This window comes from Nonomuraea sp. NPDC050536, from assembly GCF_044457685.1.
In the GTDB taxonomy this organism is placed as follows: domain Bacteria; phylum Actinomycetota; class Actinomycetes; order Streptosporangiales; family Streptosporangiaceae; genus Nonomuraea.
In genome coordinates this window covers 58370-79824 of sequence record NZ_JBITHD010000031.1, presented here as the reverse complement: position 1 = coordinate 79824, position 21455 = coordinate 58370, and the positions used below count along the sequence as shown (strand labels likewise).

Sequence of the window (21455 nt, the reverse complement as noted above, 5' to 3'; positions counted from 1 at the left end):
GGGCGGGGATGCTATGGGAGCAGTCGTTCCCCTGTCCGCCGGCACCGTCGCGGCCACCGTATTCGTCGACCTCAAGCACGATTACTTCTTCTATCTCGTTGACGGCCGGCGGATCAGCTCATTCAGCTGGTTCGCTTACTCCCTTCGAGACGGGTTCGGCCCTGATCCGCTTCTGGCTGACGTGCACGAGTTGGGCTCGACCGCGACGAGTTCACCGAACAACCGCTGCCAAGCGCGCTCGCCCTGGCCGAGCGTGCCACCGGAGTGCCATTACACCGCGCCGACTTCATCAGACCTTCGCTGATCGGCTCGATTGATCAGACCTGAGAGTCGCCCCCATCATGGGCGGCGCGCTGCGCCGCTGTGCCCTTCTACGCTCGGCGGCACGTGGAGCATGCGGTCTTGCTCAGGGCAGCTCTGACAGAACTACCGCCTGGAGCAGGGCCGAAGTCTCTGTCGAGTCTCTTGCGGACTTGGCAGAGGAGATCCGCAGTCAGGTTTGAGCGCAGCGCAGGAACACGATCGCGATTAGTCAGAGTCTGCTCTCCGACGTTTCAGGTACGACACGAGGCGCGACCCCGCCCACACCTGGAACCAGCCCGCGCCCATGAGGAGCAGCGTGAGCACGATGGGATTCGTCATTTCGATCGGTAGCAGGTCCCATGCGTGCCAGATCAGCCAGCCGAGGGGAAACGTGAGGAAGATGAGGGCCACCCCGGACAGCAGGATCGGATCGTGGACTGTCAGCAGGGTCACGATCGAGTAGACGCCCAGGGCAAGCACGAGGCCGGAGTAGCCGAGCGCAAGGCACCCGACGGGACTGAGCTCGCGAAACTTCGTCATTCTGGCTCCGTGCTCTGGCCTGGATGGGGCGCCGAGTGTACAAGTGGTCGGCGCGCACCGTGTCGAAGCGAACGTCGCCACCACGCCTGGGCGATAGGTCGGCGGCTCACGATAGCGGTCTGGTCGTGGCCTGTCAGGAATGCGATCATGACCTCGTCGGGAGGAGCACACGTGGCAGGGGCGGAAGGAATGGAGCTTTGACGCTGCCTGCGGATGGTCATGTTCACAGCGAGTGGTCGTGGGATGCTCCGGACGGCTCGATGGAGCGGACATGTGCGCGGGCGGTGGACATGGGGCTTCCAGTGGTTGCGTTCACCGAGCACGTGGACCATACGGCCTGGCTGTTCGTTGACGGCGAGCTCGATGGATATGAACACCTCACGGCATTCGCCACGTCAGACGGAACGGTGGCTCCCCCGAAATTCGATCTCGACGGATACCTGGAGTGCGTGCAGCGCTGCCGCGATCGGTTCCCGAGCCTTCGCATCCTCAGCGGAGTGGAAGTGGGCGAGCCGCATTGGCACGGCGAAAGGGTCGCACGGCTGCTCGACGCCGGGCAGTTCGACCGGGTGCTCGGTTCGCTGCATTGCCTTCCGGTGGGTCAGCAGTTCTCTGAGCCGCCCTATCTGTACCGGCGGCGACCAGCCGCGGAGGTGCTTCGGGAGTACCTGGCCGAGCTACCCCGTCTGATCAAGGGCTCGGATACGTTCGGCGTGCTCGCTCACATCGACTACCCGATCCGCACCTGGCCGGCGCAGGCCGGGCCGTTCGAGCTGAACGCATTCCAAGCAGAGTTCCGTCATGCCTTGCGGCTGCTCGCGGACAGCGGTCGGGCCTTGGAGGTCAACACGCGTCGGCAGTTCGATCCGGAGATCGTTCGCTGGTGGCGCGACGAAGGCGGACAGGCGGTCACCTTCGGCAGCGATGCCCACAGCCCGGCTGCGCTTGCGCACGGATTCGCCGACGCGGCCGCCATGGTCGAGGCCAAAGGTTTCCGACCCGGCCGTCATCCCTACGATTTCTGGAGCCGTTCGGGCTGACCGCATAGCACGCAGGAGCAATCGACGCAGGCAGGGCGCGCGCCCGTCGATCATCAGGAAGAGCAGAGGTCGCCGAAAATAGCTCGCCAAGCACCCACGGCAAGGGGAACGCTGCGATCATGACCGTTTTCCATCTCGTTCAGCATGCGGAAAAGCACCGTGGCCCCGGCGATCCCGCCATCACCGAGTTGGGAGAGCTACAAGCCACCGAGGCGGCCGAGTGGCTTTGGCGGTCGGGAGTGCAAGCCGTACTCAGCAGCCCTCAGCGTCGGGCGCGCGAGACGGCGCGGGCAATCGCGTCGAGAACTGGGCTCCCTCTTCAGGAAGACCCCCGATTGCGCGAGCGGATGAACTGGGACGGCTCTCAGCCCATGGAAGAGTTCCTCGAGGACTGGATGGCGACAACGAGAGATCGCGACTTCGTGCCGTCGTCTGGCGACTCTTCCAGGCAGGCCGCGGAGCGTATGAAGGCCTGTCTGCACGACCTGATCGGGAGGCCTGGCCCCGTCTCGCTGGTCACGCATGGCGGCGTCACGGTGGATCTTCTGCGTACGCTGCTCGGAGATGACATGGTGCCGATCACGCTGGTACAGGATGGTATTCCGCCGTGCGCCATCACCACATTGAATGACCTGTCTGTCGTGAGCATCGCCTCGGTATCGCACCTCACCTCAAAAGCCCTATAGGAAAGCCAGGCCGGGTGGGCCTGGCTTTCCGGGTTGCGGTTACTTGCAGCGGGCTTTGGCGTCGGCGGCGATCTTCGCGCTGGTTTCCTTGATCTTCGCCTGGGCGTCCTTGACCTTCTGCTGGATCTGCTGCATCTTGGCCGGGTCGCCCTTGGCCTTGACGGTGTCCGCGACGGCGGTCTTGAGTTCGCCGATGGCCTGAGCCTGGGTCTGCCAGTCGGCCTTGACGTTCTCGGGCGCCACGTCGGCGACGTTCTTGGTCTCCGTTTGCGCCTTGTCCAGCGTCGCGCCTATTTTGGCCGGATCGTTGGTCTGGAGCTCCTGGCGCATCTGCTGGCCCATCTGGTTGGCCTTCGCCACGGCGTCGCAGTAGGCGTCCGCGTGCGCGGCCGTGACACCCAGGCCCGTCGTCGCGATCGCCCCCGCCAGGATGATCCCCATCGCATGCCGCACGGCACAGCTCCCTTCGTCTGCCCACACAAGGGCGACATATCGGTACATAGGGTAAATGCCCGAATACGCCCTGTGGTCACACCCGGGCGGAGTCCACGATCAGGCAAAGCGCCCCGAGCAGGTCCGCAGCATGTTGGCCAACGCGATCTTCTCGCGGTAGGTGACGTGCAGCCGGTAGTGGTGCTTGACCACGATCCAGGCCTTGGCGTACCGGCACCAGTAGGAGCGGCGCTGCGGCCGCCAGGAGGCAGGCCCCTTGCCGCCCTTGGCCATGTTGGCCGAGTGGCTGACGGTGAGGAGCTCGGGCCTGGTCAGGTCGTTGGCGAAGGCGCGCCGCCTGGCCTGGCTCCATTTCCACGCCCCGGAGATCCAGGCGTTGGCCAGCGGCACCACGTGGTCCACGTCGACCTGGGAGAGGCGGGTCAGCCGTTTGCCGTCATAGGGGCTGTACCAGATGCCGCGGATCGGATGGCAGGCCTTGTTCCTGCGCAGCCGGTGACCGTCGCGAGCCAGCACGGTCTCGCGTGAATCGCAGGTGCCCTTGTGATGCGCCCATCGCGGCAGGAACCGGCCGTGGCTGTAGCCGCGCAGCGAATGCGGCCTGGCCACGACCAGGTCGTTCAGGTAGCGCACGGCGGTCGGCTCGGGCTTGTCGGCGGGGAGTACGGCGAGCGGGAGGAGCAGCTGGATAATCACACCTAGATCGCTACCCGCTATCCCTGGGCGTCGAGCAGTTCCTCGCCGTGTTCGTCCGCCCATCGGCCGAGTGCCCGCATCGGGCCGTCGACGAGGCTCCGCCCCAGAGGCGTCAGCCCGTACTCGACGCGAGGCGGGGCCTCGGCGTAGGCGTCGCGCGCCACGAGGCCGTTGCCCGTCAGCCTGTGCAGCGACTCGGTCAGCGCCTTGTCGCTGATGCCGCCGATCGCGTCCCGCAGCTCGCGCCGCCGGTGCGGCCGCTGGTGCAGGGCGGCCAGGACGACCGGGTCCCACGTGTGGGTGAACAGGTCGGTGGCGGCACGCAGCCGGCAGTCCGCGACGAGCTCTCTCATGACGCCCCCATCATGGCCCCGCCGATACGCACCGATCGGTGCACATCGGGCCTCCTACCGTACCCGTCATGCGAATCGGAATTCTGGGCACGGGAGCGCTCGCCCGGGCGCTCGGCGCGATGTGGGCGCAGGCGGGCCACGAGCTGCTGATCGCCGGCCGTTCACACGAGAAGGCGGTACGGCTGGCCAAGGAGTTGGGCGCCGAGGCGGTAACCCCCCACGAGGCGGTGGCCGGGCGCGACGCCGTACTGCTCGCCGTGGCATGGGACGGCGTGGCCGACATCCTGCGCGAAGCGGGCGACCTGGCGGGCACCCCGCTGATCGACCCGACGAACGCCGTGGAGCACGGGGTCGGCGTGCTGCTCACCGAGGGGTCCATGGCGGGACGCGTCGCCGCGCTGGCGCCGGGCGCGCAGGTGGTCAAGGCGTTCCACCTGTTCCCGGCCGAGCAGTGGGCTCCGGGCGCGGCGCCCGTGACGGTGGCGATGTGCGGCGACGATCCGGAGGCGCTGCGGGTGGCCGGCGAGCTGGCGCGGGACGCGGGCGGAGTGCCGGCCGTACTGGGAAGGCTGGAGCGTGCGCGTCAGCTGGAGGAGGTGGCCGGATTCGTGATCGGGATGGCCTTCGCCGGCCTGGACCCGAACGCGGCCATCCCGAAGGTCGCCTGAGAGCGGTCAACCGGTACGGCGGAGCGTCACGAGCCCCTCTCCCGACAACCGGGAGAGCCCCGCGGGCCGCCCTGTCAGGGCCAGCAGGATGGCCGCGATCGGGCCCTCGACCAGGGGGCCGTCGCCGGCGGACCAGTCGCAGTCCGTGGCCGCGAGCCGGATCCCGCGCATCCGGCGGCGCGCGAAGAAGGGCCAGGACATCTCCCACACGCGCTGCGCCGCCGCGGCTCCGGCCAGGGGCGGTACGTGGCGTTCACGGCCGAGAGGGACGGCGATGTCCTGGCCGTGAACGAGGGCGTCGAGCAGCGGCTCCAGGTCACTGATCACGGGCGCCTTGCTACGGGAGCCGACCATGGCCCGCAGGAGGATCCCGTACTGGCGCACGGGCAGGGCGGCCTGCCGTACGGCCGTGTCGTGGACCATGCGGTCGAAGCTGCCGCGCGCCGTGGCCAGCTCGGCGAGCGCGGTCCCCCAGCCCGTCTGGGCCAGCGTCAGGTGCGCGGCCACATCGCGGACCCGCCAGCCCTGGCACAGCGACGGGGTCTCCCACTCCTGGTCCGACAGCTCGTCGAACAGGTCGGCGAGGCTGGATCGCTCCTGGTCGATGGCCTGCCACAGCTGGTCCCTGTGCATCGCGGCTCCGCTCACGATGGTACGATTATGGAACTATATTGGTTCGATAATCTGTCTAATGTCAAGGAGTTGGCGGTGAACCTCGGCCTGCTGTGCTTCATTCCCTATCGCGCGATGGAGAGCCGGGTCATGGAGGCGCTGGCGGCGGCGGGCTTCGACGACATCACGCTGGCGCAGAGCCGCGTCTTCCAGCGCGTCGGGCCCGACGGCACCCGCCTGACGGATCTCGCCGAGCAGGCCAGGGTGAGCAAGCAGACGACCACGTTCCTGGTGGACCAGCTCGAACGCGCCGGCTACGTCGAACGCGTCCCCGACCCCACAGACGCCCGCGCCCGCCTCGTGCGCATCGCCTCCCGCGGCCGGGAGGCGGTCGCCATGGCCCGCCAGATCGAGGCGGAAGTCGAAGCCGAATGGGCCTCCCATCTGGGCAAGCGCGACACCGCCCAGCTCCGCCGTATCCTCACCCAGCTTCGCGACATCACCGACCCCTACCGCTGACGCGGGACCTATGCGGTCTTCTCTTTGTTGACGCCGGCGGCGGTGGTGATGACGAGGCAGGCGGCGACGATGAGTTCGGACCAGAGGAAGGCGCCGTAGTCGAAGACCGAGCCGATGGGCGGGCTGCCCGGGGCCGCGTTGCGGAAGCTGACCAGGGCGAACAGGGTGGCCGCCATCCAAGCCATGGCGGGCCAGACCAGGCCGCGGCGCTGCCCGACCAGGATCCAGGTGGCCGCGAGCACGGCCAACGCCAGTGCCCACATGATGATCATCATGAGCCAGCACAGGATGAGGCTGCCACGTGACCGGGTGACCAGGACGTCGAAGGAGGCGTACCCCACGCCCGACTCGCGCTTCTGGACATGACTCTATGAAATCACCGCGCCGGAGAAGCGCAGTGGCCCGGGGGTGAGGGCAGCCGTGGGAGTAGTGATCACCGCCGAGAGGGGTAGTACCGGCCATGTGCGTTCGCGAGAGAGCATGAAAAATCGTGGCTAAAGTACATATTTGACCACTTGTCGGACACGAGAGGGGTCGTTGATGCGGACGGTGGCCGGCGCGCTTGCTCTCGCGTTCCTCCTCACAGCGGGATGCACATCCAACGACGGCGGAGGCCGCAATCCACTCACCGGTCAGCAACAGCAACCGCAACAGCAGCAGGCGAAGCTGGAGATCACGCCGGCCGACGGCGCCACGAAGGTGTCCCCCGACGCCGCGGTGAGCGTGAAGGTGCCCGAAGGCAAGGTGACCCGGATCAGCGTGGCCGACGGCAAGGGGCGCGAGGTCGCCGGAGGCATGGCGGCCGATGGCAGCTGGCGGCCGCGCTGGCCGTTCCATCCGTCCGAGACCTACACCGTCAGGGCCGAGGCGACCGGCGCGGATGGCAAGGCGGTGCAGGGCGAGGCGAAGTTCAGCACGCTGAAGCCCAAGCGCGTCCTGCAGAGCGGAATGGCCCCGCTGGACGGCGAGAAGGTCGGCGTGGGCATGCCCGTCCAGCTGCTGCTCTCGCACTCCGTCACCGACAGGAAGGCCGTCGAGCGGTCGCTGACCGTGCAGATGTCGCAGCCGGTCGAGGGCGCGTGGAGCTGGGTGAGCGACCGCGAGGTGCAGTTCCGCCCGCGCGAGTACTGGCCGGCGGGCGAGCGGGTGAAGGTCGTCGCGCACCTGGCTGGCGTCAAGGCCGGTGACGGCCTGTGGGGCGCCAAGGACCGCAGCACCTCCTTCACCGTCGGCGCCAGGCACATCACCAAGGTCAACGCCCATACCCACCAGGCTGTGGTGACCGACGACGACAAGGTCGTCAAGACGATCCCGGTCAGCCTCGGCAAGCCGGGCGACGACAGCTACTCGGGCACGATGATCGCCCAGGAGAAGGCCGCCGACATCATCATGGACTCGGCCACGACCGGCCATCCGGGCGAGTACCGCATCCCGACCAAGTGGAACGTCCGGCTGACCTACAGCGGCACGTTCGTGCATGCGGCCCCCTGGTCGACCGGCGCCCAGGGCAACTCCAACGTCAGCCACGGCTGCGTGAACGCCAGCCCGGCCAATGCCAAGTGGTTCTACGAGTTCACCCAGCGCGGCGACATCGTCATCGTCACGGGCACCTCCAGGAAGCTCCGGTTCGGCAACGGCCCGACGCCGTGGGCCAAGTCCTGGGACGCCTGGCTGGCGGGCAGCGCGCTGGGCAAGCCGATCAACGCGACGTAAGCGCCGGCCCTCAGCGTCTCACCGCGGACAGGACCAGGAAGACGATCCCCACCAGGATCAGCAGGAACCCGATCATCAGGTTCCAGTTGCCGAACATCCCGAGGATCGTGGGATTGACGAAGTAGACCGCGAGCCACAGCAGACCGAGCGCTGCCGCCAGGGGACCTGACCAGCGGGGCATGCGTCCTCCTTCAGAGATCGGCACGTCCCTGTCTATCGCGGGGTACGGCGGGCCGCACCTGGAATCCGCTGATCGCCTTGAGGATCAGGTAACTCCACTCGTCGCGGATCCGGCGCCGATCGGCCTCCGGCGCCTCGGCCAGGGCGAGTCCCGCGCCGCCCAGCATCCAGAAGGAGAACTTGATCAGGCTGTGGAGCGCCTTGTCGGCCACGTAGCCGGCCTGGACCAGGGCCATGATCATGGCCTCGACCAGCGGGTAGGCGTACTTCTCCTCGCACGTGCGCCAGCGGCCCCAGCCCAGGGCCGCGGGACCTTCGAGCCAGACGAGCCTGCCGTACAGCGGGTCGCAGCACTTGTCGAGGAAGGCCTCGAGCGCCTGCACGGCGGCCTCCCACGGGTCGGAGGAGGTCGCCTGCTCGGCGATCTCCGTCATGACGACCTGCTCCATCCGCTCGAGCACGGCCTCGAAGAGCGCCTGCTTGCTGGCGAAGTGGTGGTAGACGGCGCCCCTGGTCACCTGGCTGGCGGCGGCGACGTCCTCCAGGGCGGTCCTGGCATATCCGCGCTCGGCGAACAGGGCGGTGGCCTCATCCATGAGGGCCGCCTTGGTGGCTTCTGAATACATCTCACGCCGAGAGCGGGCCGATGACATACGCTGAGTTTATCGACATACTCTGTGTATGTGTCCTTCAGTGAGTAGGTGATCGCACGTGGGGAACTGGGATCGGGCCCACCGGAGGTACCGGCTGGTCCATGCGGCCGCGGAGGGCTTCGCCGCCAGGGGTTCGCTTGAGCCCTGGCTGCCCGAGATCGAGGCCGAGTACGGCGACTTCGACGCCTTCCTCCGCGACGTGCAGGTCCGGTATTTCCGCGGGATCGAGGCCCGGCTCGAGGACTCGTCCGTTTCCGCGGTCACCGAGGTGGCGGCGGCCTATTCGGAGATGCACCGGTTACTCGGCGCCTACGCCGGCCATCCCGCTCTCGCCCAGGGGCACGACCGATTCCGCCGCTCCGTCCTGGCCGTCACGGGGATCGACCCCGGCGTGCCGTACGAGAAGGGAAGGCCCGATGTTCGACCCGTTCGCACCAGGTTTTACCGACGACCCCTATGTCCAGTACGCCGCCCTGCGTGAGCAGGAGCCCGTGCACGAGAACCCGTTCGGGTTCTGGCTGCTGACCCGCTACGAGGACGCGTCGTGGCTGCTGCGCTCCGGCCATTCGGTCGAGGAGCGGCACGTGGTCTCCGAGGGACTTTTCGAGCAGATCCGTCAGGACACCTTCGACGGCGAGGTGGCGCGCATGACCGGTCTGTCCATGCTCGACAGGGACCCGCCCGACCACACCCGGCTGCGCAGGCTGGTGTCCAAGGCGTTCACCCCCCGGGCCGTGCAGGCGCTGCGGCCGCGCATCGTCGAGCTCACCGACGGCCTGCTCGACGACATCGAACAGGCGGGGCAGGTGGACCTGGTCAGCACACTGGCCTTCCCGCTGCCGTTCGCGGTGATCGCCGAGATGCTGGGCACGCCGCCGGCCGACCACGAGCGGCTCAGGAAGCTGACCGGGATCGTGGTGCGCTCCCTGGAGCCGGTGGCCGACCGGGAGACGGCCACGGCCATCATGGACGCCGACCGCGAGCTGTCGGAGATGGCGCGCGAGATGATCGCCTGGAAGCGCGCCAACCCCGCCGACGACCTGCTCACCGCGCTCATCCAGGCCGAGGACGACGGGGACGTCCTCGACGACGACGAGCTCGTGGCCCAGACCCTGCTGCTCTACATCGCGGGCCACGAGACCACGGTGAACCTCATCTCCGGCGGGGCCCTCCACCTGCTGCGCAACCCCGACCAGCTGGAGCTGCTGCGCGAGGACCCCAGCCTGGTGGAGAACGCGGTTGAGGAGATGCTGCGCTACGACAGCCCGGTCCAGCAGAGCCGCCGGATCACGCTCGAGCCGACCGAGGTGGGCGGCGTCGAGATCCCCGCGGGCCAGTTCGTCCTGGTCAGCCTGGCCTCGGCCAACCGCGACGAGGGCTTCTGGGGCGAGGACGCCGACCAGTTCCTGGTACGGCGGGCCAACGCGCGCCAGCACCTGTCCTTCGGCGCCGGCCACCACCACTGCCTGGGCGCCTCACTGGCCCGGTTAGAGGCCGCCGTGGCCTTCGACCGGCTCGTCACCCGCTTCCCCGGCCTGAAGCTGGACGGCGACGTGGAGTGGAACGGCCGGATCAACCTGCGCGGCCCCGGCCGGCTGCCGGTCACGGTCCGCTAGCCGAGCTCGGCCCGCATCCCGGCCAGCAACCAGGCCAGGCCGCGTTCGAAGGTGGCGTCGAGGTCCTGGGCGGCGGCGACGATCCCGCTGACGCCGGGATGCTCGCCGGATCTGAGAATGAGATCGTCCAGGGCCTCTTCGCCGAGATCCCTGCCCTGTTGCTCGGCGAAGGCGGCCCCGATCGCGAAGTTGCTCACCGCGATGAACGCGGCCGCCGCCGACTCGGCCGTGAACCCCGCCTCCAACAGGCGCCCGACCAGCTGGTCGAGATACTCGACCTGATGCTCGGCGGTGGGCCTGGCAGTCATCATCAGCAGCGCGCCGTCGCGATGTGAGCGGACGGCCTGCCGCTGCGCACGCGCCAGATGCGCCAGCCATTCCTGCCACGTCCGGGGCAGCGGCCCCTCGGCGACCACCTGCTGGACCATGGCGCGGCCCATCGCGTCCAGCAGCTCCTGCTTGCTCGCGAAATGCCAGTAGAGCGCCGTGGCGTGCACGTCCAGCTCCTTGGCCAGCCGCCGCAGCGACAGCTTCTCCAGCCCGACGTCGTCGAGCAGGCGCAGCGCGGTGCGCACGATGAGGTCACGATCGAGGGTCATCGTCGCCGATCCTAGTCACCTAAACAGTGTTGAGGTACAGTGACTAAACACTGTTGAGGAGGCATCGTCATGGAAGAGCTCCGCCTGGGCGTCGTCAGAGGGATCACCTACGGCCACTTCGGCCCGCCCGACACGTTCGTGCCCGCCGCCCGCGAGCTCGGCGCCGGCGCGGTCCGCGCCTACCTGTACTGGCAGCAGGTCGAGCCCGAGCCCGGCCGATTCACCTGGGACACGGTCGACTCGCTGCTGGCCCAGCTCGACGGCGAGGAGGAGGCGTGGGTCACGGTCTGCTCCAGCTCGCTGTGGGCGACCGAGCGGGTCACCGACTTCCTGCCGCCCTCCCCCGCCCGCGACCTGGACGCCTACGCGGCCTTCGTCCGCGAGCTGGTCGCGCACTGCGCGGGGCGGGTGAAGTACTGGCAGTGCGACAACGAGCCGTCGATCCCCATCCTGTGGGCGGGCACCCGCGAGCAGTACGCCGCCCAGCTCGCCGTCTTCGCCGCCGCCGTGCGCGAGGCGGACCCCGCCGCCACGATCGTGCTGGCCGGGATGCCGCCCACCGACGAGCACGGCGTCTTCGCCTACCTGGCCGAGCGCTCACGCGACCACTTCGACGTCTTCGACATCCACCTGTACGGCGACGCGTACACGATCCCCGAGCGGATCGAGGCGTGCAGGGCGCTGATGGCCGCGCATGGCTACCAGAAGCCCGTCGTGGCCGGGGAGTACAACGGCCCTGTCCCCTTCCAGATCCCCGAGATCTTCCCGTACCTGGGCGAGGTGATGCAGGAGGCGATGAAGCCCGCCATCGCCGAGCAGGACACCAGCACCTCCGACCTGGGGCGCAAGGCGCCGGAGCACGACGCCATGGTGGCGCTCTACGAGCGGATGGACGAACTGCCGACCGAGATCCAGATGTTCATGGACGACTGCCCGCCCGAGACCGAGCGCCTGCGGCACCGGTGGAACAGCCGCGACATCGTGATCCGCAACCTGCTCGCCCTCTCGGCGGGCATCCGGCTCACGCTGTGCTGGAACCTCGCCCCCGAGATGCCGGGGGTGCGAGTTCCGTACCAGATCATGTCCTTCATGTTCGACAAGCTCAAGCTGATGGACTACGAGGGCGACGCGCTGGGTGTGCCCTACCCGTCGGGCCGGGCGCTGGCGCTGACCAACCGGATGCTGCGCGGCGCGGGCGAGGTGGTCAGAAGGGAGGTCGCGGGCAAGCCGGAGCTGTACGTGTTCGAGGTGGATCGCGGGTCGCGTCCGCCGCTGGTGGTGGCCTGGGAGCGGCGCGACGAGCTCACGGGCGAGGACCTGCCGCCCACGCCGTTCGAGTGGCCGTGGCCGCACGCGGCCGTGGCGGCCGTGAACGCGCACGGCGAGGCGGTCCCCGCCCGGGTCGCCGACGGCCGGGTGCTGGTCGAGCTCACCTCGGCGCCCGTCTTCCTCGAGGCCTGAGGCCTCGACGGGCTCATTCGCTAGGCGTTGATGACGCCGCTGGTCAGCAGGCCGAGCAGCACCACGCCGGCGATGACGCGGTAGATCACGAAGGCGTTGAGCGAGTGGCGGGCGACGAACTTCAGCAGCCAGTCGATCGACAGGTAGGCCACCACGAAGGAGACCGCGGTGCCCACGACGAGCGGGAGCACGCCCACGCCGCCGCCGGTGGCGTCCTTGAGCTCGTAGAGCCCGGCGCCGGTCAGCGCGGGGATCGACAGGAAGAACGACAGCCTGGTCGCCGCGACCCGGTTCAGGCCGCGGATCAGGCCGGTGGAGATCGTCGCGCCGGAGCGGCTGAAGCCGGGGAACAGCAGGGCGAGGATCTGCGACGAACCCACGATCATGGCGTCGGCGAGCGTGGTGTGCTCCTCGCCGCGCTTGAGCGTGGCCATCCGGTCGGCGACGTACATGATCGCGCTGCCGACGATCAGCGAGGCGGCCACCACCCACAGAGAGGACAGCGTCCCCTCTATGAGGGGCTTGAACAGCAGCCCGGCGACCACGATCGGGATGGTGGCGAAGACCACCCACCAGGCGAACTTGTAGTCGTGCAGCTTCCTGGCCTCCGGGTTGACCAGCCCGCGCCCCCAGGCGGCGGCGAAGCGCACGATGTCGCGGAAGAAGTACACCAGGACCGCGGCGATCGCCCCGACCTGGATGACCGCTGTGAAGCCGACCACCGCGTGGTCGGACACCGGGATGCCCATGAGGCCCTCGGCGATCTTGAGGTGGCCGGTGGAGGAGACGGGCAGGAACTCCGTCAGGCCCTCCACCACGCCGAGGACGATGGCCTGGCCGATGTCGATCGCGCTCACGCGCAGAGTGTATTGCCGGGTTAGTCCTCGCGAGACGCGAAACCCCGGATCAAGATGTCAACTGTGGCAGAGAAGCGGCTGTCGAAGTCGAGCCCGGCGCCGGTGGCGAAGGATTCGGCCACCAGCGGGAAGTCGTCGGCGGAAACCTGCTCCGCCGAGGCCTCCTCGTGGCCCGGCGTGACGCCCGCCTCCGCGAGCGTGTGCCCGATGACGAACATCGTGACCGCGTTCAGCGTGTCCATGGCCCGCCCCAGCCCCACGCCCTGCGAGCAGAGAACGGCCAGCCCCGACTCCAGGATGCGGAAGGCGCCCGGCGAGTTGACCGGCCGGGTGGCCAGCACGCCGAGCATGGCGGGATGCTCGAGCAGCGTGGCGCGCAACCCGTGGGCGATCTCGGCCACGGCCTGCTGCCACGGCGTCTCCAGGTCGGGCGTGAGCCGGGCCATCGACCGCTCGAGCATCCGCTCCACCATGCCGTCCAGCAGCTCGGCCTTGCTGGACACGTAGTAGTAGAGCGTCATCCCCTCCACGCCCATCGCGGTGCCCAGTTTGCGGGTGGACAGGGCGGCCAGGCCGTGCTCGTCGACGAAGTCGATCGCCGCGTCGAGGATCTTCTCCCTGCTCAGCCCGGCTCGGGGCCTGGACCTGCGATCGGCCATGGACAGCACACCTCTTGACTTATCTTGCACCGTAAGAAAAACTCTCTTGCAGTGCAAGAATAACCGAAGGAGAGCTTCCCATGCTGATCGCCGCCATGTCCCGCAGGCTCAACGACGGCGTCGACTACGCCACCTTCCGCAAGGCCTGGATCCCGGACGAGATCGTCCCCGACGACCCGCGCACCCGCGTCATCAGTGGACTGAACATCGAGGACCCCCGGGAGCTCCTCACCATCGCGCTGATCGAGAATGCCGAGGCAGCCGACATCCCCGTCTGGATGGAGCGCCTGACCCCGATCGAGGCCCGCCGCTACGAGCGCATCAAGGACCTGGTCAGCGAGCCGACGCTGAACGCGGTCTACGAGGTCGTCGCCGAGGACGACCTGTCCAGGCCCATCGCCGGATAAGCCGCCCGGCACGACAGGCGGATGAAGGCCAGCTGCTCGAGCGCCCTCACGCGCTCGCCCAGGGCCTCCTGGTCGCCCTGGTAGCCGTGCACCTCGCTGACGTCCACGTCGACGGCGGCGAAACCGGGAGCCCTGGCCATCGGATCCGCCGCGATCCTGGCGGTGCCGGAGGCGACGAACCCCTCGAAGACCACCATGACCTTGACGGTCCCCCGCAGCAGGCCCCGTCGCACACTCAGCAGAATCGTACGGTCTCCGGCCCGGACCGCCCCCGACACCGGCACGGCCCGGAGATCCTCGGTGACCAGCACCGCGACCATGTCCGCCGGCCAGGATGGCAGATCGGTCACCAGGCCCCGGCCACCTGCCTGGTCGTGGCGTTGAGCCGGTTGAACAGGTTGGTCACGGCGATCATCAGCACGATCGCGGCCAGGCCCTTCTCGTCATAGTGGTCGGCCACCTCGTCCCAGACGTCGTCGGGCACCGCGTCGCCGCGGTCGGCCAGCCGGGTCGCGTGCTCGGCCAGGTTCAGCGCCGCGCGCTCGGCGTCGGTGAAGTAGGACGTCTCACGCCAGGCCGCCACCGCGAACAGCCGCTCGTCGGTCTCGCCGCCCTTCTTCGCGTTCTTGGCGCCGGCGTCGACGCAGGCGCTGCAACCGTTGACCTGGCTGACACGCAGGTGCACCAGCTCCATCGTGGTGTCAGGCACGCCGCCTTCCTTGGTGGCCTTGAACAGCGACTGGACGGACTCCATCGCGCCTGGCAGAAGCATCGCCGGGTTCTTCATCCTTGCCTGCATGATCGGGCTTCCTTCCGGTTAGTGCGGTATCTGCGAACAACGGTAGGAGCGGAGGTGTTTGCCTGGCTTCTCCATTCCTGATCGTGTTGACTTGGCCTGGTGACCAGCGAAGAGACGCGAGACGGGGTACCGCTCACCAACCTCGATCAGCCGCTGTTCGACGACGCGAACGCGACGAAGCGGGACCTGGTCGACTACCTCGACGCCGTCCGCGACCGGATCATCCCGGTCCTGCGTGACCTGCCGCTGTCGGTGATCCGGGTGCGCCCAGGCCAGCCGGCGTTCATGCAGAAGAACGTGCCCAAGTACGCGCCGTCATGGGTGCGGACCGTCTCGGTCTGGGCGGAGACGTCCCGGCGCCAGGTGTCCTACGCGCTGTGCAACGACCGCAGGACCCTGCTGTGGTTCGCCAACCAGCGCGCCGTGGAGTACCACCCCGCGCTGCTGCGCGGCGACCACCTGGTGCTCGACCTCGACCCGCCGCCCGGCGGCCCGTTCCCGCTCGCCGTACGGGCGGCGCAGCTCGTACGGCAGGCAGGGGTGGAGTCCGGGCTGCGGGGCGCGGTGAAGACCAGCGGCGCCAAGGGGTTGCACGTGTTCTTCCCGCTGGAGCCGGGGACCCCGCTCGACGACCAGGCGGCGGCGACCAGGGCGCTGGCCGCGCGGGCCGAACGGATCGACCCGGCGCTGGGGACGACGGCGTTCATCCGCGAGGACCGGGAAGGCAAGGTGTTCCTGGACTCCACGCGGGCCGGCGGCGCGACGATCGCCGCCGCCTACAGCCCGCGCGTGCGCCCGGGAGTGCCGGTTTCCTTCCCCGTGGCCTGGGACGACCTCGACCGGGTCACGCCCGCGGACTTCACGGTCAAGACCGCGGCGGCGCTGCTCGGTGACCGCGATCCGTGGGCGGAGCTGATGCCCGAGCCGCAGGCCCTGCCTGCAGACCTGGTCGAGGAGGGACACACGATCCCGGTGGCCCGGGTCCAGGCCATGCACGAGGGCAAGCGACGCAAGCGCGAGGGCTAGCCCATCAGCTTCAGCGGTTCATCCGCAGGATCCGGATCGCGTTGATCGTCAGCATGCCGCGCCACTCCAGTGGCGACTGCGCGGAGAAGCCGGCGTAGTCCACCGGCCAGCCGCCGTCGTCCTGCTGCAGCCCGGCGAGCCGATCCAGGTCGGCCCGCACCACGGCCGGGTCGAGCAGGGCCCGGGCGGGTCCGTCTGGGTCGGGGGCGAAGTCCAGCGGCCACATGTACTCCTCCTCGGTGCCACCCGCCACGTGCACCCGCCCGTCGGCGGGGATGAACCTGCCCAGCTTGGCCAGCAGGTCGGTGTCGCCCACGGTGTCGAGGAAGCGGACCGAGAAGGCCAGCACCAGCGCGTGCGGCATCTCGTCCAGCGCGGCGATGGCCGACCTGCAGTACTCGGTGGCGCGGGCCAGCCACGGATGCCCGGCCACAGCAGGCACGCGGTGCGCGGTCGCCGCGACGATCGAGGTGATCTGCAGCGACGACACGGTGGGATCGGCGCCCGCCCACCACGGCGCGCACCCGGCGGGATCGCTGATCGGCAGCGCGAAGGGCAGCCCGCCGTCGGGCAGCGTGACCGACTCCAGCCAGTCGCACAGCTCGACGGCCCGGGGCGAGGGCACGTCCTGGAACACCTCGAAGGCGTGCAACGCGCCGCCCGGCTGGCTCTCTACCGCGCGCAGGTCGGGCTCCAGCCCCCAGCCGTATCCGCCGTCCGGATTGCGGTAGGCCTCCAGCGCCGCCAGCGTGGCGGCCGGATCGCCCTCGCCCATCAGCACCCGGAAACGGTGCCGGTCCAGGATGCGGGCGTGGGTGGCCATGAAAGCCTTCGCCTTGTTCGTGTCCATGCCATCCACGCTAGGCCTGACCTGCGGCTACGGTCTTGTAGATTTCAGCCGCGCACCGGCCGGGGTTCTAGGGGGTGACCGCGCGCCAGGCGACAGGGGTGGACAGGATCATGCTGCTGGACGGCTGGCCGTGCTGGGCCAGCCGGTCGATCAGCGCCTCGAACTCCACCATCGAGGCGGTGGCCACGCGCAGCAGGCAGCAGGTGTCGCCGGTGAGCCGGTCCACCTGGAGGATCTCCGGCCAGCTCAGCACGCTCGCGTCACGCAGCACGCACAGCGGCCCGTAGCACGACATCCGGATCACCGCCTGGACGTGCCGCCCGGCCAGCTCCGGGTCCACCCTCGCGTGGTATCCGGCGATGACTCCGGATTCCTCCATGCGCCTGACCCGCTCCGCCACGGCGGGGGCCGACAGGTGTACCCGGCGCGACAACTCGCTATAGGAAAGCCGGGCATCGGCCTGCAATTCGGCCATCAGGGCCCAATCCATCGCATCCATCGTCACTCCTTGTGACTACCAAAGCCGATGCCGGTTAATGGATTCAGATCGTAAACCAGGATCGGCCTGGCACCGTCGAATGCATCTGTGGTGAGCGGCGGCGAACCGCGACGATGAAGGCATGGTCACGCCCTACGACGACTATGTGGGCACCGCGACGCTCCACAGCCTGCAACATCCGCTCACCGACGCCCCCGAGGAGCCGGCCTTCCTCGTGACCACTCAGGTCATGGAGCTGTACTTCGGGCTGCTGCGCACCGAGTGGCGCCTGGCTCAGCGCCAACTCGACGCCGACGACGCCGAGTCCGCCACGCTCACGCTACGCCGCAGCGTGCGGCACTTCGAGGCGCTCAACGCCGCCTGGGCCTCGCTCAGCTGGCTGACGCCCGACCAGTTCAACCGCTTCCGCCCGGCGCTCGGCGAGGCGTCCGGGTTCCAGTCGGCCATGTACCGGCACGTGGAGTTCCTGCTCGGCAACAAGAGCTCAGCGCTGCTGCGCCCCTACAAGCGCGTCCCCGGGGTGTACGGCGATCTGCAGGCGGCCATGGAAGCCCCGAGCCTGTACGACTCGGTGCTCGCGCTGCTGGCCAGGCGGGGATTCGAGGTGCCCGCCGAGATCCGTGCCGAAGGCGCCGAGCCGGATCCCCAGGTCGAGGCGGCCTGGCTGGCGGTCTATCGCGGCACCGCCACGGACCTGCGCGAGCTGGCCGAGACCCTGGTCGAGCTGGCCGTGCAGTTCTCCGACTGGCGCTACCGGCACGTGCTGGCCGTACGCCGCTCGATGGGCGGCAAGCCCGGCACGGGCGGCTCCAACGGGGTGCGCTTCCTTGAGCAGAGCGCCCGCCGCGACGTCTTCCCCGAGCTGTGGACCGCCCGCACCCACCTTTGAGGAGCCCCCCATGGAGGTCACCGTCATCGGCGCAGGACTGGTCGGCTGCCTGCTGACCTGCTTCCTGGCCCGCCGCGGCCACGAGGTCACGCTCTACGAGCGCCGCCCCGACCCGCGCACCGGCCAGGAGGACAGCGGCCGGTCGATCAACCTGGCCATCTCCGAGCGCGGCCTGGACGCGCTGCGCCGGGTCGGGCTGGCCGACCGGGTGCTGGCCGAGGCGCTGCCGATGCGCGGCCGGATGATGCACGCCGTGGACGGCACGCTGACGTTCCAGCACTACAGCGCCGACGGGCAGCAGGCGATCAACTCGATCGGCCGCGGCGCGCTCAACCGGCTCCTGCTGGAGGCCGCGCGGGAACTGCCGGGCGTCACGGTCCGCTTCGACCACCGCCTGACGGGGATCTCCGGCGGCGAGCTCGAGTTCAACGGCTCCATCAGGGAGAAGGCGCAGGTCGTGCTGGGCGCCGACGGCGCCTACAGCGCGGTGCGCGAGCGGCTGCGCGGGCTGCCCGGCGTGAACTACAGCCAGGACTACCTGGACTACGGATACAAGGAGCTGACCATCCCGCCCGGGTCGGGCCTGGACCCGGGCGCGCTGCACATCTGGCCGCGCGGGTCCTCCATGATGATCGCGCTGCCGAACCCGGACGGCTCGTTCACCTGCACGCTGTTCTGGCCGTACGCGGACTTCGACCTGCCGGACCCGCTGGCGTACTTCGCCCGTCACTACCCCGACGCGGTCATGCCGGATCTGGCCGCGGAGTTCGCCGCCAACCCGGTCGGGCATCTGGTCACCGTACGTTGCTCGCCGTGGCACCTGGTCGGTGACGAGGTGACGATCGGCCTGGTGGGCGACGCGGCGCACGCCATCGTGCCCTTCTACGGGCAGGGCGCCAACTGCGGGTTCGAGGACTGCGTCGAGCTGGACCGCTGCCTGGACGAGGCGGGCGACGACTTCCCCGCCGCGCTGGCGCTGTACGAGCAGCGGCGCAAGCCCAACGCCGACACGATCGCCGACCTGGCGCTGGACAACTTCGTCGAGATGCGCGACCGGGTCGCCTCCCGCGCCTTCCTGGCGGGCAAGCGGCTGGAGCACGCGCTCGAGCGCCTGCTGCCCGGACGCTACGTGTCGCGCTACGAGCTCGTCTCGTTCTCCACGGTCCCCTATTCCGACATCAAGCGCCGCATCACCCGCCAGCGCCTCGCCCTCGCCGCGGCCGCGGGCGGACTCGGACTGGCCGGCTACCTGGGGCTCCTCCTGGCCCGCCGAAGGACATGATTAGCTGATCGGGTGGAAGCGTGTGTTTTCGACCTCGACGGCATCCTTGTCGACTCCGAGCCCGTCTGGGAGTCGGTGCGCCGGGCCTACGTGGCCGATCACGGCGGCACCTGGCAGCCCGACACCCAGTCGCGCCTGATGGGCATGAGCACCTCGGAGTGGGCCTCCTACCTGCACTCTCTGGGGGTACGGCTGTCGCCGCCCGAGATCGCGCGCGGGGTGGTCGACGAGATGGCCGCCCGCTACGCCGACGGGGTCCCGTTGCTTCCCGGGGCGGTCGAGGCCGTCAAGCGGATGGCCGCGGCGGTGCCCGTCGGCCTGGCCAGCTCCTCGCCCCGCCGGTTGATCGACGTGGTGCTGTCGGTCACCGGGCTCGGTGAGTACTTCGCGGCCACCGTCTCGACCGAGGAGGTGCCCCGTGGCAAGCCCGCCCCCGACGGCTACCTCGAAGCCGCCTCCCGGCTCGGCGTCGCGCCCGACAGGTGCCTGGCCGTGGAGGACTCCAGCAACGGCCTGCGTTCGGCGCACGCCGCCGGCATGCGCGTGATCGCCATCCCGCACCCGGCCTACCCTCCGGCGCCCGACGCCCTGGCGCTGGCCTGGCGCATCCTGCCCGGCCTCGACGCCCTGACCCCCGAACTGCATTGATCCGGCCCCGCACCGAGCACGACCTCGACGCCTGCGTCGAGGCCCTGCGCCAGGTCCAGTCCGCCGACCGCTACCCGGTCGACTGGCCTACCGACCCGCACCAGTGGCTCACCCCCGGCAAGCTGATCCAGGCCTGGGTGGCCGTCGCGGACGGCGTGGTCGGGCATGTCGGGATCGCCCACGCGGACACCCTCGAACCGGCCGTCGCCGAGGCGCTCGGCTCGGCCACCGGGAAGGCGGTGACGCGGCTCTTCGTCACCCCCGCCGCCCGGGGCACCGGCATGGCCGCCCGCCTGCTGGCCGTGGCCCAGGAGAGCGTGGGGCGGCTGACGCTCGAGGTGTCGCACGAGGGCGTCGGCGCCATCGCGCTCTACGAACGGGCAGGGTGGCGCAGGGTGTGCAGCACCCGGGCCCAGTGGCTCGACAGTGCGGGGCTGCCTGCCCTGGTGCACCACTATGTGAGCCCGTGAAGCTATCCTCTGGGAATCGTGCGGGACATCACGGTATTCAGCGGCAGTGCACACCCTGAGCTGGCGGAGGAGATCTGCGCCCATCTGAACACTCCGCTCCACCCAGTCAAGATCGATCGGTTCGCCAATGACGTGCTCGAGGTGCAGCTGCAGGCCAACTGCCGCGAGCGGGACGTCTTCCTGATCCAGCCGCTGGTGCCACCGGTGCAGGAGCACCTGGTGGAGCTGCTGCTGATGCTGGACGCCGCCCGGGGCGCCTCGGCCGCCCGCACCACGGTGGTCATGCCGCATTACGCCTACGCCCGTTCGGACAAGAAGGACGCGCCGCGGATCTCGATCGGCGCCCGGCTGGTGGCCGACCTCCTGGTGGCGGCCGGCGCGAGCAGGGTGCTGGCCATGACGCTGCACTCCCCGCAGGTGCACGGCTTCTTCAGCGTCCCCGTCGACCACCTGCACGCGCTGCGCGAGCTGGCCGCCCACTTCCGTCAGTACGACCTGTCCAACACCGTGGTCGTCTCGCCCGACCTGGGCAACGCCAAGGAGGCGGCGGCCTTCGCCCGCATGCTCGGCGCCGGCGTGGCCATGGGCGCCAAGCAGCGCTTCCCCGACGACCGCGTGGTGATCAGCTCGGTGATCGGCGACGTGGCGGGCAAGGACGTGATCATCCTCGACGACGAGATCGCCAAGGGCAGCACGGTCATCGAGCTCCTCGACCGCCTGCGGGAGCAGGGCGTCAGGTCTGTGCGGGTCGCCTGCACGCACGGTCTGTTCGCCGGCGGCGCCGTCGAACGCCTCAGCGCCCACCCCGAGGTCCTGGAGATCGTCGCCACCAACACGGTCCCGTCGCCCAAGCCCAGCGACAAGCTCACGATCCTGTCGATCGCCCCCGCCCTGGCGGAGGCCATGCGCCGCATCCACGACGGCGAATCCGTCAGTTCCCTCTTCAGCACTTCCTGACGGGGACGATCATAGGATCC

General features: G+C 69.4%; 31 protein-coding genes and 1 pseudogene. 17 read left to right on the top strand and 15 right to left on the bottom strand.

Annotation, left to right across the window (positions count from 1 at the left end; translation table 11 throughout):
• Window positions 1-13: 13 nt before the first annotated feature.
• A complete protein-coding gene (locus tag ACIBHX_RS48035) occupies window positions 14-304 on the top strand; it encodes a hypothetical protein (protein WP_397075215.1) in 291 nt (96 codons plus the stop codon).
• A gap of 224 nt (window positions 305-528) precedes the next feature.
• Here the strand turns inward: ACIBHX_RS48035 and ACIBHX_RS48030 are convergent, their stop codons facing one another.
• The gene (locus ACIBHX_RS48030) at window positions 529-843 is read right to left on the bottom strand and encodes a hypothetical protein (protein ID WP_397075181.1); all 315 of its coding nucleotides are present in this window, start codon (window positions 841-843) and stop codon (window positions 529-531) included.
• 197 nt (window positions 844-1040) lie between these two features.
• Here ACIBHX_RS48030 and ACIBHX_RS48025 point away from each other — a divergent pair, with 197 nt between their 5' ends.
• Together ACIBHX_RS48025 and ACIBHX_RS48020 are read left to right on the top strand one after the other, a co-directional pair.
• Window positions 1041-1883 carry a PHP domain-containing protein gene (locus ACIBHX_RS48025; RefSeq protein ID WP_397075179.1) on the top strand — a complete coding sequence of 281 codons (843 nt, stop codon included), beginning with the start codon at window positions 1041-1043 and terminating at the stop codon, window positions 1881-1883.
• Between the two features lie 119 nt (window positions 1884-2002).
• Window positions 2003-2569, top strand: coding sequence for a histidine phosphatase family protein (locus ACIBHX_RS48020; RefSeq protein WP_397075178.1), 567 nt, complete (start codon window positions 2003-2005; stop codon window positions 2567-2569).
• A gap of 39 nt (window positions 2570-2608) precedes the next feature.
• On the opposite strand, the gene ACIBHX_RS48015 is transcribed toward ACIBHX_RS48020, so the two are convergent.
• The 3 genes from ACIBHX_RS48015 to ACIBHX_RS48005 all read right to left on the bottom strand — a co-directional run bounded on the left by ACIBHX_RS48015 (window position 2609) and on the right by ACIBHX_RS48005 (window position 4071).
• The gene (locus ACIBHX_RS48015; protein WP_397075176.1) at window positions 2609-3010 is read right to left on the bottom strand and encodes a hypothetical protein; all 402 of its coding nucleotides are present in this window, start codon (window positions 3008-3010) and stop codon (window positions 2609-2611) included.
• 111 nt (window positions 3011-3121) lie between these two features.
• Window positions 3122-3718 carry an HNH endonuclease family protein gene (locus ACIBHX_RS48010; protein WP_397075175.1) on the bottom strand — a complete coding sequence of 199 codons (597 nt, stop codon included), beginning with the start codon at window positions 3716-3718 and terminating at the stop codon, window positions 3122-3124.
• 17 nt (window positions 3719-3735) lie between these two features.
• On the bottom strand, window positions 3736-4071 hold the full coding sequence (locus ACIBHX_RS48005; protein WP_397075173.1) for a winged helix-turn-helix transcriptional regulator: 336 nt from the start codon (window positions 4069-4071) through the stop codon (window positions 3736-3738).
• Between the two features lie 68 nt (window positions 4072-4139).
• On the opposite strand from ACIBHX_RS48005, the gene ACIBHX_RS48000 reads away from it, so the two are divergent.
• Window positions 4140-4739: an NADPH-dependent F420 reductase gene (locus ACIBHX_RS48000; RefSeq protein WP_397075172.1), complete on the top strand. Its 600-nt coding sequence runs from the start codon at window positions 4140-4142 to the stop codon at window positions 4737-4739.
• A 6-nt stretch (window positions 4740-4745) separates the two neighbouring features.
• Here ACIBHX_RS48000 and ACIBHX_RS47995 read toward each other — a convergent pair whose 3' ends face one another.
• Entirely contained in the window at window positions 4746-5387 is a 642-nt protein-coding gene (locus ACIBHX_RS47995) for a maleylpyruvate isomerase family mycothiol-dependent enzyme (protein ID WP_397075170.1), read from the bottom strand.
• 60 nt (window positions 5388-5447) lie between these two features.
• On the opposite strand from ACIBHX_RS47995, the gene ACIBHX_RS47990 reads away from it, so the two are divergent.
• Window positions 5448-5870 carry a MarR family winged helix-turn-helix transcriptional regulator gene (locus tag ACIBHX_RS47990; protein ID WP_397075169.1) on the top strand — a complete coding sequence of 141 codons (423 nt, stop codon included), beginning with the start codon at window positions 5448-5450 and terminating at the stop codon, window positions 5868-5870.
• Window positions 5871-5878: 8 nt separating this feature from the next.
• Here the strand turns inward: ACIBHX_RS47990 and ACIBHX_RS47985 are convergent, their stop codons facing one another.
• The gene (locus ACIBHX_RS47985) at window positions 5879-6211 is read right to left on the bottom strand and encodes a DUF4436 family protein (protein WP_397075168.1); all 333 of its coding nucleotides are present in this window, start codon (window positions 6209-6211) and stop codon (window positions 5879-5881) included.
• Window positions 6212-6410: 199 nt separating this feature from the next.
• Between ACIBHX_RS47985 and ACIBHX_RS47980 the strand changes: the two genes are divergently transcribed.
• The gene (locus tag ACIBHX_RS47980) at window positions 6411-7583 is read left to right on the top strand and encodes an Ig-like domain-containing protein (protein ID WP_397075166.1); all 1173 of its coding nucleotides are present in this window, start codon (window positions 6411-6413) and stop codon (window positions 7581-7583) included.
• Between the two features lie 10 nt (window positions 7584-7593).
• On the opposite strand, the gene ACIBHX_RS47975 is transcribed toward ACIBHX_RS47980, so the two are convergent.
• Window positions 7594-7764, bottom strand: a complete 171-nt coding sequence (locus tag ACIBHX_RS47975; protein WP_397075165.1) for a cell division protein CrgA — start codon at window positions 7762-7764, stop codon at window positions 7594-7596.
• Window positions 7765-7774: 10 nt separating this feature from the next.
• Complete coding sequence (locus ACIBHX_RS47970; protein WP_397075163.1) at window positions 7775-8359, bottom strand: TetR/AcrR family transcriptional regulator; 585 nt, start codon at window positions 8357-8359, stop codon at window positions 7775-7777.
• Between the two features lie 115 nt (window positions 8360-8474).
• Here ACIBHX_RS47970 and ACIBHX_RS47965 point away from each other — a divergent pair, with 115 nt between their 5' ends.
• Complete coding sequence (locus tag ACIBHX_RS47965; protein WP_397075162.1) at window positions 8475-8897, top strand: hypothetical protein; 423 nt, start codon at window positions 8475-8477, stop codon at window positions 8895-8897.
• Entirely contained in the window at window positions 8833-10032 is a 1200-nt protein-coding gene (locus ACIBHX_RS47960) for a cytochrome P450 (RefSeq protein ID WP_397075161.1), read from the top strand. The genes ACIBHX_RS47965 and ACIBHX_RS47960 overlap by 65 nt, the downstream gene beginning before the upstream one ends.
• Here the strand turns inward: ACIBHX_RS47960 and ACIBHX_RS47955 are convergent.
• On the bottom strand, window positions 10029-10631 hold the full coding sequence (locus tag ACIBHX_RS47955; RefSeq protein ID WP_397075159.1) for a TetR/AcrR family transcriptional regulator C-terminal domain-containing protein: 603 nt from the start codon (window positions 10629-10631) through the stop codon (window positions 10029-10031). The genes ACIBHX_RS47960 and ACIBHX_RS47955 overlap by 4 nt on opposite strands.
• A gap of 69 nt (window positions 10632-10700) precedes the next feature.
• Between ACIBHX_RS47955 and ACIBHX_RS47950 the strand changes: the two genes are divergently transcribed.
• Window positions 10701-12092: a hypothetical protein gene (locus tag ACIBHX_RS47950; RefSeq protein ID WP_397075157.1), complete on the top strand. Its 1392-nt coding sequence runs from the start codon at window positions 10701-10703 to the stop codon at window positions 12090-12092.
• A gap of 20 nt (window positions 12093-12112) precedes the next feature.
• Here the strand turns inward: ACIBHX_RS47950 and ACIBHX_RS47945 are convergent, their stop codons facing one another.
• Both ACIBHX_RS47945 and ACIBHX_RS47940 read right to left on the bottom strand, forming a co-directional pair.
• On the bottom strand, window positions 12113-12949 hold the full coding sequence (locus ACIBHX_RS47945; RefSeq protein ID WP_397075155.1) for an undecaprenyl-diphosphate phosphatase: 837 nt from the start codon (window positions 12947-12949) through the stop codon (window positions 12113-12115).
• 20 nt (window positions 12950-12969) lie between these two features.
• Entirely contained in the window at window positions 12970-13608 is a 639-nt protein-coding gene (locus ACIBHX_RS47940; protein WP_397075154.1) for a TetR/AcrR family transcriptional regulator C-terminal domain-containing protein, read from the bottom strand.
• An 80-nt stretch (window positions 13609-13688) separates the two neighbouring features.
• Between ACIBHX_RS47940 and ACIBHX_RS47935 the strand changes: the two genes are divergently transcribed.
• Window positions 13689-14015, top strand: coding sequence for a hypothetical protein (locus ACIBHX_RS47935; RefSeq protein WP_397075153.1), 327 nt, complete (start codon window positions 13689-13691; stop codon window positions 14013-14015).
• On the opposite strand, the gene ACIBHX_RS47930 is transcribed toward ACIBHX_RS47935, so the two are convergent.
• Window positions 13967-14365: a hypothetical protein gene (locus tag ACIBHX_RS47930; protein WP_397075152.1), complete on the bottom strand. Its 399-nt coding sequence runs from the start codon at window positions 14363-14365 to the stop codon at window positions 13967-13969. The two genes, ACIBHX_RS47935 and ACIBHX_RS47930, sit on opposite strands and share 49 nt — an antisense overlap.
• Entirely contained in the window at window positions 14362-14814 is a 453-nt protein-coding gene (locus ACIBHX_RS47925) for a carboxymuconolactone decarboxylase family protein (RefSeq protein WP_397075150.1), read from the bottom strand. The genes ACIBHX_RS47930 and ACIBHX_RS47925 overlap by 4 nt, the downstream gene beginning before the upstream one ends.
• Window positions 14815-14913: 99 nt before the next feature.
• On the opposite strand from ACIBHX_RS47925, the gene ACIBHX_RS47920 reads away from it, so the two are divergent.
• Window positions 14914-15840 (top strand): DNA polymerase domain-containing protein, encoded by a 927-nt coding sequence (locus tag ACIBHX_RS47920; protein ID WP_397075149.1) that lies wholly within the window; start codon window positions 14914-14916, stop codon window positions 15838-15840.
• Window positions 15841-15850: 10 nt separating this feature from the next.
• Here ACIBHX_RS47920 and ACIBHX_RS47915 read toward each other — a convergent pair whose 3' ends face one another.
• The gene (locus tag ACIBHX_RS47915; protein WP_397075148.1) at window positions 15851-16690 is read right to left on the bottom strand and encodes a hypothetical protein; all 840 of its coding nucleotides are present in this window, start codon (window positions 16688-16690) and stop codon (window positions 15851-15853) included.
• A 67-nt stretch (window positions 16691-16757) separates the two neighbouring features.
• Window positions 16758-17189 (bottom strand): Lrp/AsnC family transcriptional regulator, encoded by a 432-nt coding sequence (locus tag ACIBHX_RS47910; RefSeq protein WP_397075147.1) that lies wholly within the window; start codon window positions 17187-17189, stop codon window positions 16758-16760.
• Window positions 17190-17301: 112 nt separating this feature from the next.
• Between ACIBHX_RS47910 and ACIBHX_RS47905 the strand changes: the two are divergent.
• From ACIBHX_RS47905 to ACIBHX_RS47880, 6 genes and pseudogenes are all read left to right on the top strand, one after another.
• Window positions 17302-17673, top strand: a pseudogene (locus ACIBHX_RS47905) (tryptophan 2,3-dioxygenase family protein); the annotation flags it as partial.
• 60 nt (window positions 17674-17733) lie between these two features.
• A complete protein-coding gene (locus ACIBHX_RS47900) occupies window positions 17734-18078 on the top strand; it encodes a tryptophan 2,3-dioxygenase family protein (protein WP_397075212.1) in 345 nt (114 codons plus the stop codon).
• 10 nt (window positions 18079-18088) lie between these two features.
• Window positions 18089-19360, top strand: coding sequence for an FAD-dependent oxidoreductase (locus ACIBHX_RS47895; protein ID WP_397075145.1), 1272 nt, complete (start codon window positions 18089-18091; stop codon window positions 19358-19360).
• Window positions 19361-19372: 12 nt separating this feature from the next.
• On the top strand, window positions 19373-20008 hold the full coding sequence (locus ACIBHX_RS47890; RefSeq protein WP_397075143.1) for an HAD family hydrolase: 636 nt from the start codon (window positions 19373-19375) through the stop codon (window positions 20006-20008).
• Entirely contained in the window at window positions 20005-20478 is a 474-nt protein-coding gene (locus tag ACIBHX_RS47885) for a GNAT family N-acetyltransferase (protein ID WP_397075141.1), read from the top strand. Before ACIBHX_RS47890 ends, ACIBHX_RS47885 begins: the two co-directional genes overlap by 4 nt.
• An 18-nt stretch (window positions 20479-20496) precedes the next feature.
• Window positions 20497-21435 carry a ribose-phosphate diphosphokinase gene (locus ACIBHX_RS47880; RefSeq protein WP_397075140.1) on the top strand — a complete coding sequence of 313 codons (939 nt, stop codon included), beginning with the start codon at window positions 20497-20499 and terminating at the stop codon, window positions 21433-21435.
• Window positions 21436-21455 lie beyond the last annotated feature (20 nt).

Excerpts from the sequence above, each read along its gene's own strand:
- ACIBHX_RS48035 (WP_397075215.1), top strand. The coding sequence starts at position 14 with ATGGGAGCAGTCGTTCCCCTGTCCGCCGGCACCGTCGCGGCCACCGTA.
- ACIBHX_RS48030 (WP_397075181.1), bottom strand. The coding sequence starts at position 843 with ATGACGAAGTTTCGCGAGCTCAGTCCCGTCGGGTGCCTTGCGCTCGGC.
- ACIBHX_RS48020 (WP_397075178.1), top strand. The coding sequence starts at position 2,003 with ATGACCGTTTTCCATCTCGTTCAGCATGCGGAAAAGCACCGTGGCCCC.
- ACIBHX_RS48015 (WP_397075176.1), bottom strand. The coding sequence starts at position 3,010 with ATGGGGATCATCCTGGCGGGGGCGATCGCGACGACGGGCCTGGGTGTC.
- ACIBHX_RS48005 (WP_397075173.1), bottom strand. The coding sequence starts at position 4,071 with ATGAGAGAGCTCGTCGCGGACTGCCGGCTGCGTGCCGCCACCGACCTG.
- ACIBHX_RS48000 (WP_397075172.1), top strand. The coding sequence starts at position 4,140 with ATGCGAATCGGAATTCTGGGCACGGGAGCGCTCGCCCGGGCGCTCGGC.
- ACIBHX_RS47980 (WP_397075166.1), top strand. The coding sequence starts at position 6,411 with ATGCGGACGGTGGCCGGCGCGCTTGCTCTCGCGTTCCTCCTCACAGCG.
- ACIBHX_RS47975 (WP_397075165.1), bottom strand. The coding sequence starts at position 7,764 with ATGCCCCGCTGGTCAGGTCCCCTGGCGGCAGCGCTCGGTCTGCTGTGG.
- ACIBHX_RS47970 (WP_397075163.1), bottom strand. The coding sequence starts at position 8,359 with ATGGATGAGGCCACCGCCCTGTTCGCCGAGCGCGGATATGCCAGGACC.
- ACIBHX_RS47960 (WP_397075161.1), top strand. The coding sequence starts at position 8,833 with ATGTTCGACCCGTTCGCACCAGGTTTTACCGACGACCCCTATGTCCAG.
- ACIBHX_RS47955 (WP_397075159.1), bottom strand. The coding sequence starts at position 10,631 with ATGACCCTCGATCGTGACCTCATCGTGCGCACCGCGCTGCGCCTGCTC.
- ACIBHX_RS47950 (WP_397075157.1), top strand. The coding sequence starts at position 10,701 with ATGGAAGAGCTCCGCCTGGGCGTCGTCAGAGGGATCACCTACGGCCAC.
- ACIBHX_RS47940 (WP_397075154.1), bottom strand. The coding sequence starts at position 13,608 with ATGGCCGATCGCAGGTCCAGGCCCCGAGCCGGGCTGAGCAGGGAGAAG.
- ACIBHX_RS47935 (WP_397075153.1), top strand. The coding sequence starts at position 13,689 with ATGCTGATCGCCGCCATGTCCCGCAGGCTCAACGACGGCGTCGACTAC.
- ACIBHX_RS47925 (WP_397075150.1), bottom strand. The coding sequence starts at position 14,814 with ATGCAGGCAAGGATGAAGAACCCGGCGATGCTTCTGCCAGGCGCGATG.
- ACIBHX_RS47915 (WP_397075148.1), bottom strand. The coding sequence starts at position 16,690 with ATGGACACGAACAAGGCGAAGGCTTTCATGGCCACCCACGCCCGCATC.
- ACIBHX_RS47910 (WP_397075147.1), bottom strand. The coding sequence starts at position 17,189 with ATGGATGCGATGGATTGGGCCCTGATGGCCGAATTGCAGGCCGATGCC.
- ACIBHX_RS47900 (WP_397075212.1), top strand. The coding sequence starts at position 17,734 with ATGGAAGCCCCGAGCCTGTACGACTCGGTGCTCGCGCTGCTGGCCAGG.
- ACIBHX_RS47895 (WP_397075145.1), top strand. The coding sequence starts at position 18,089 with ATGGAGGTCACCGTCATCGGCGCAGGACTGGTCGGCTGCCTGCTGACC.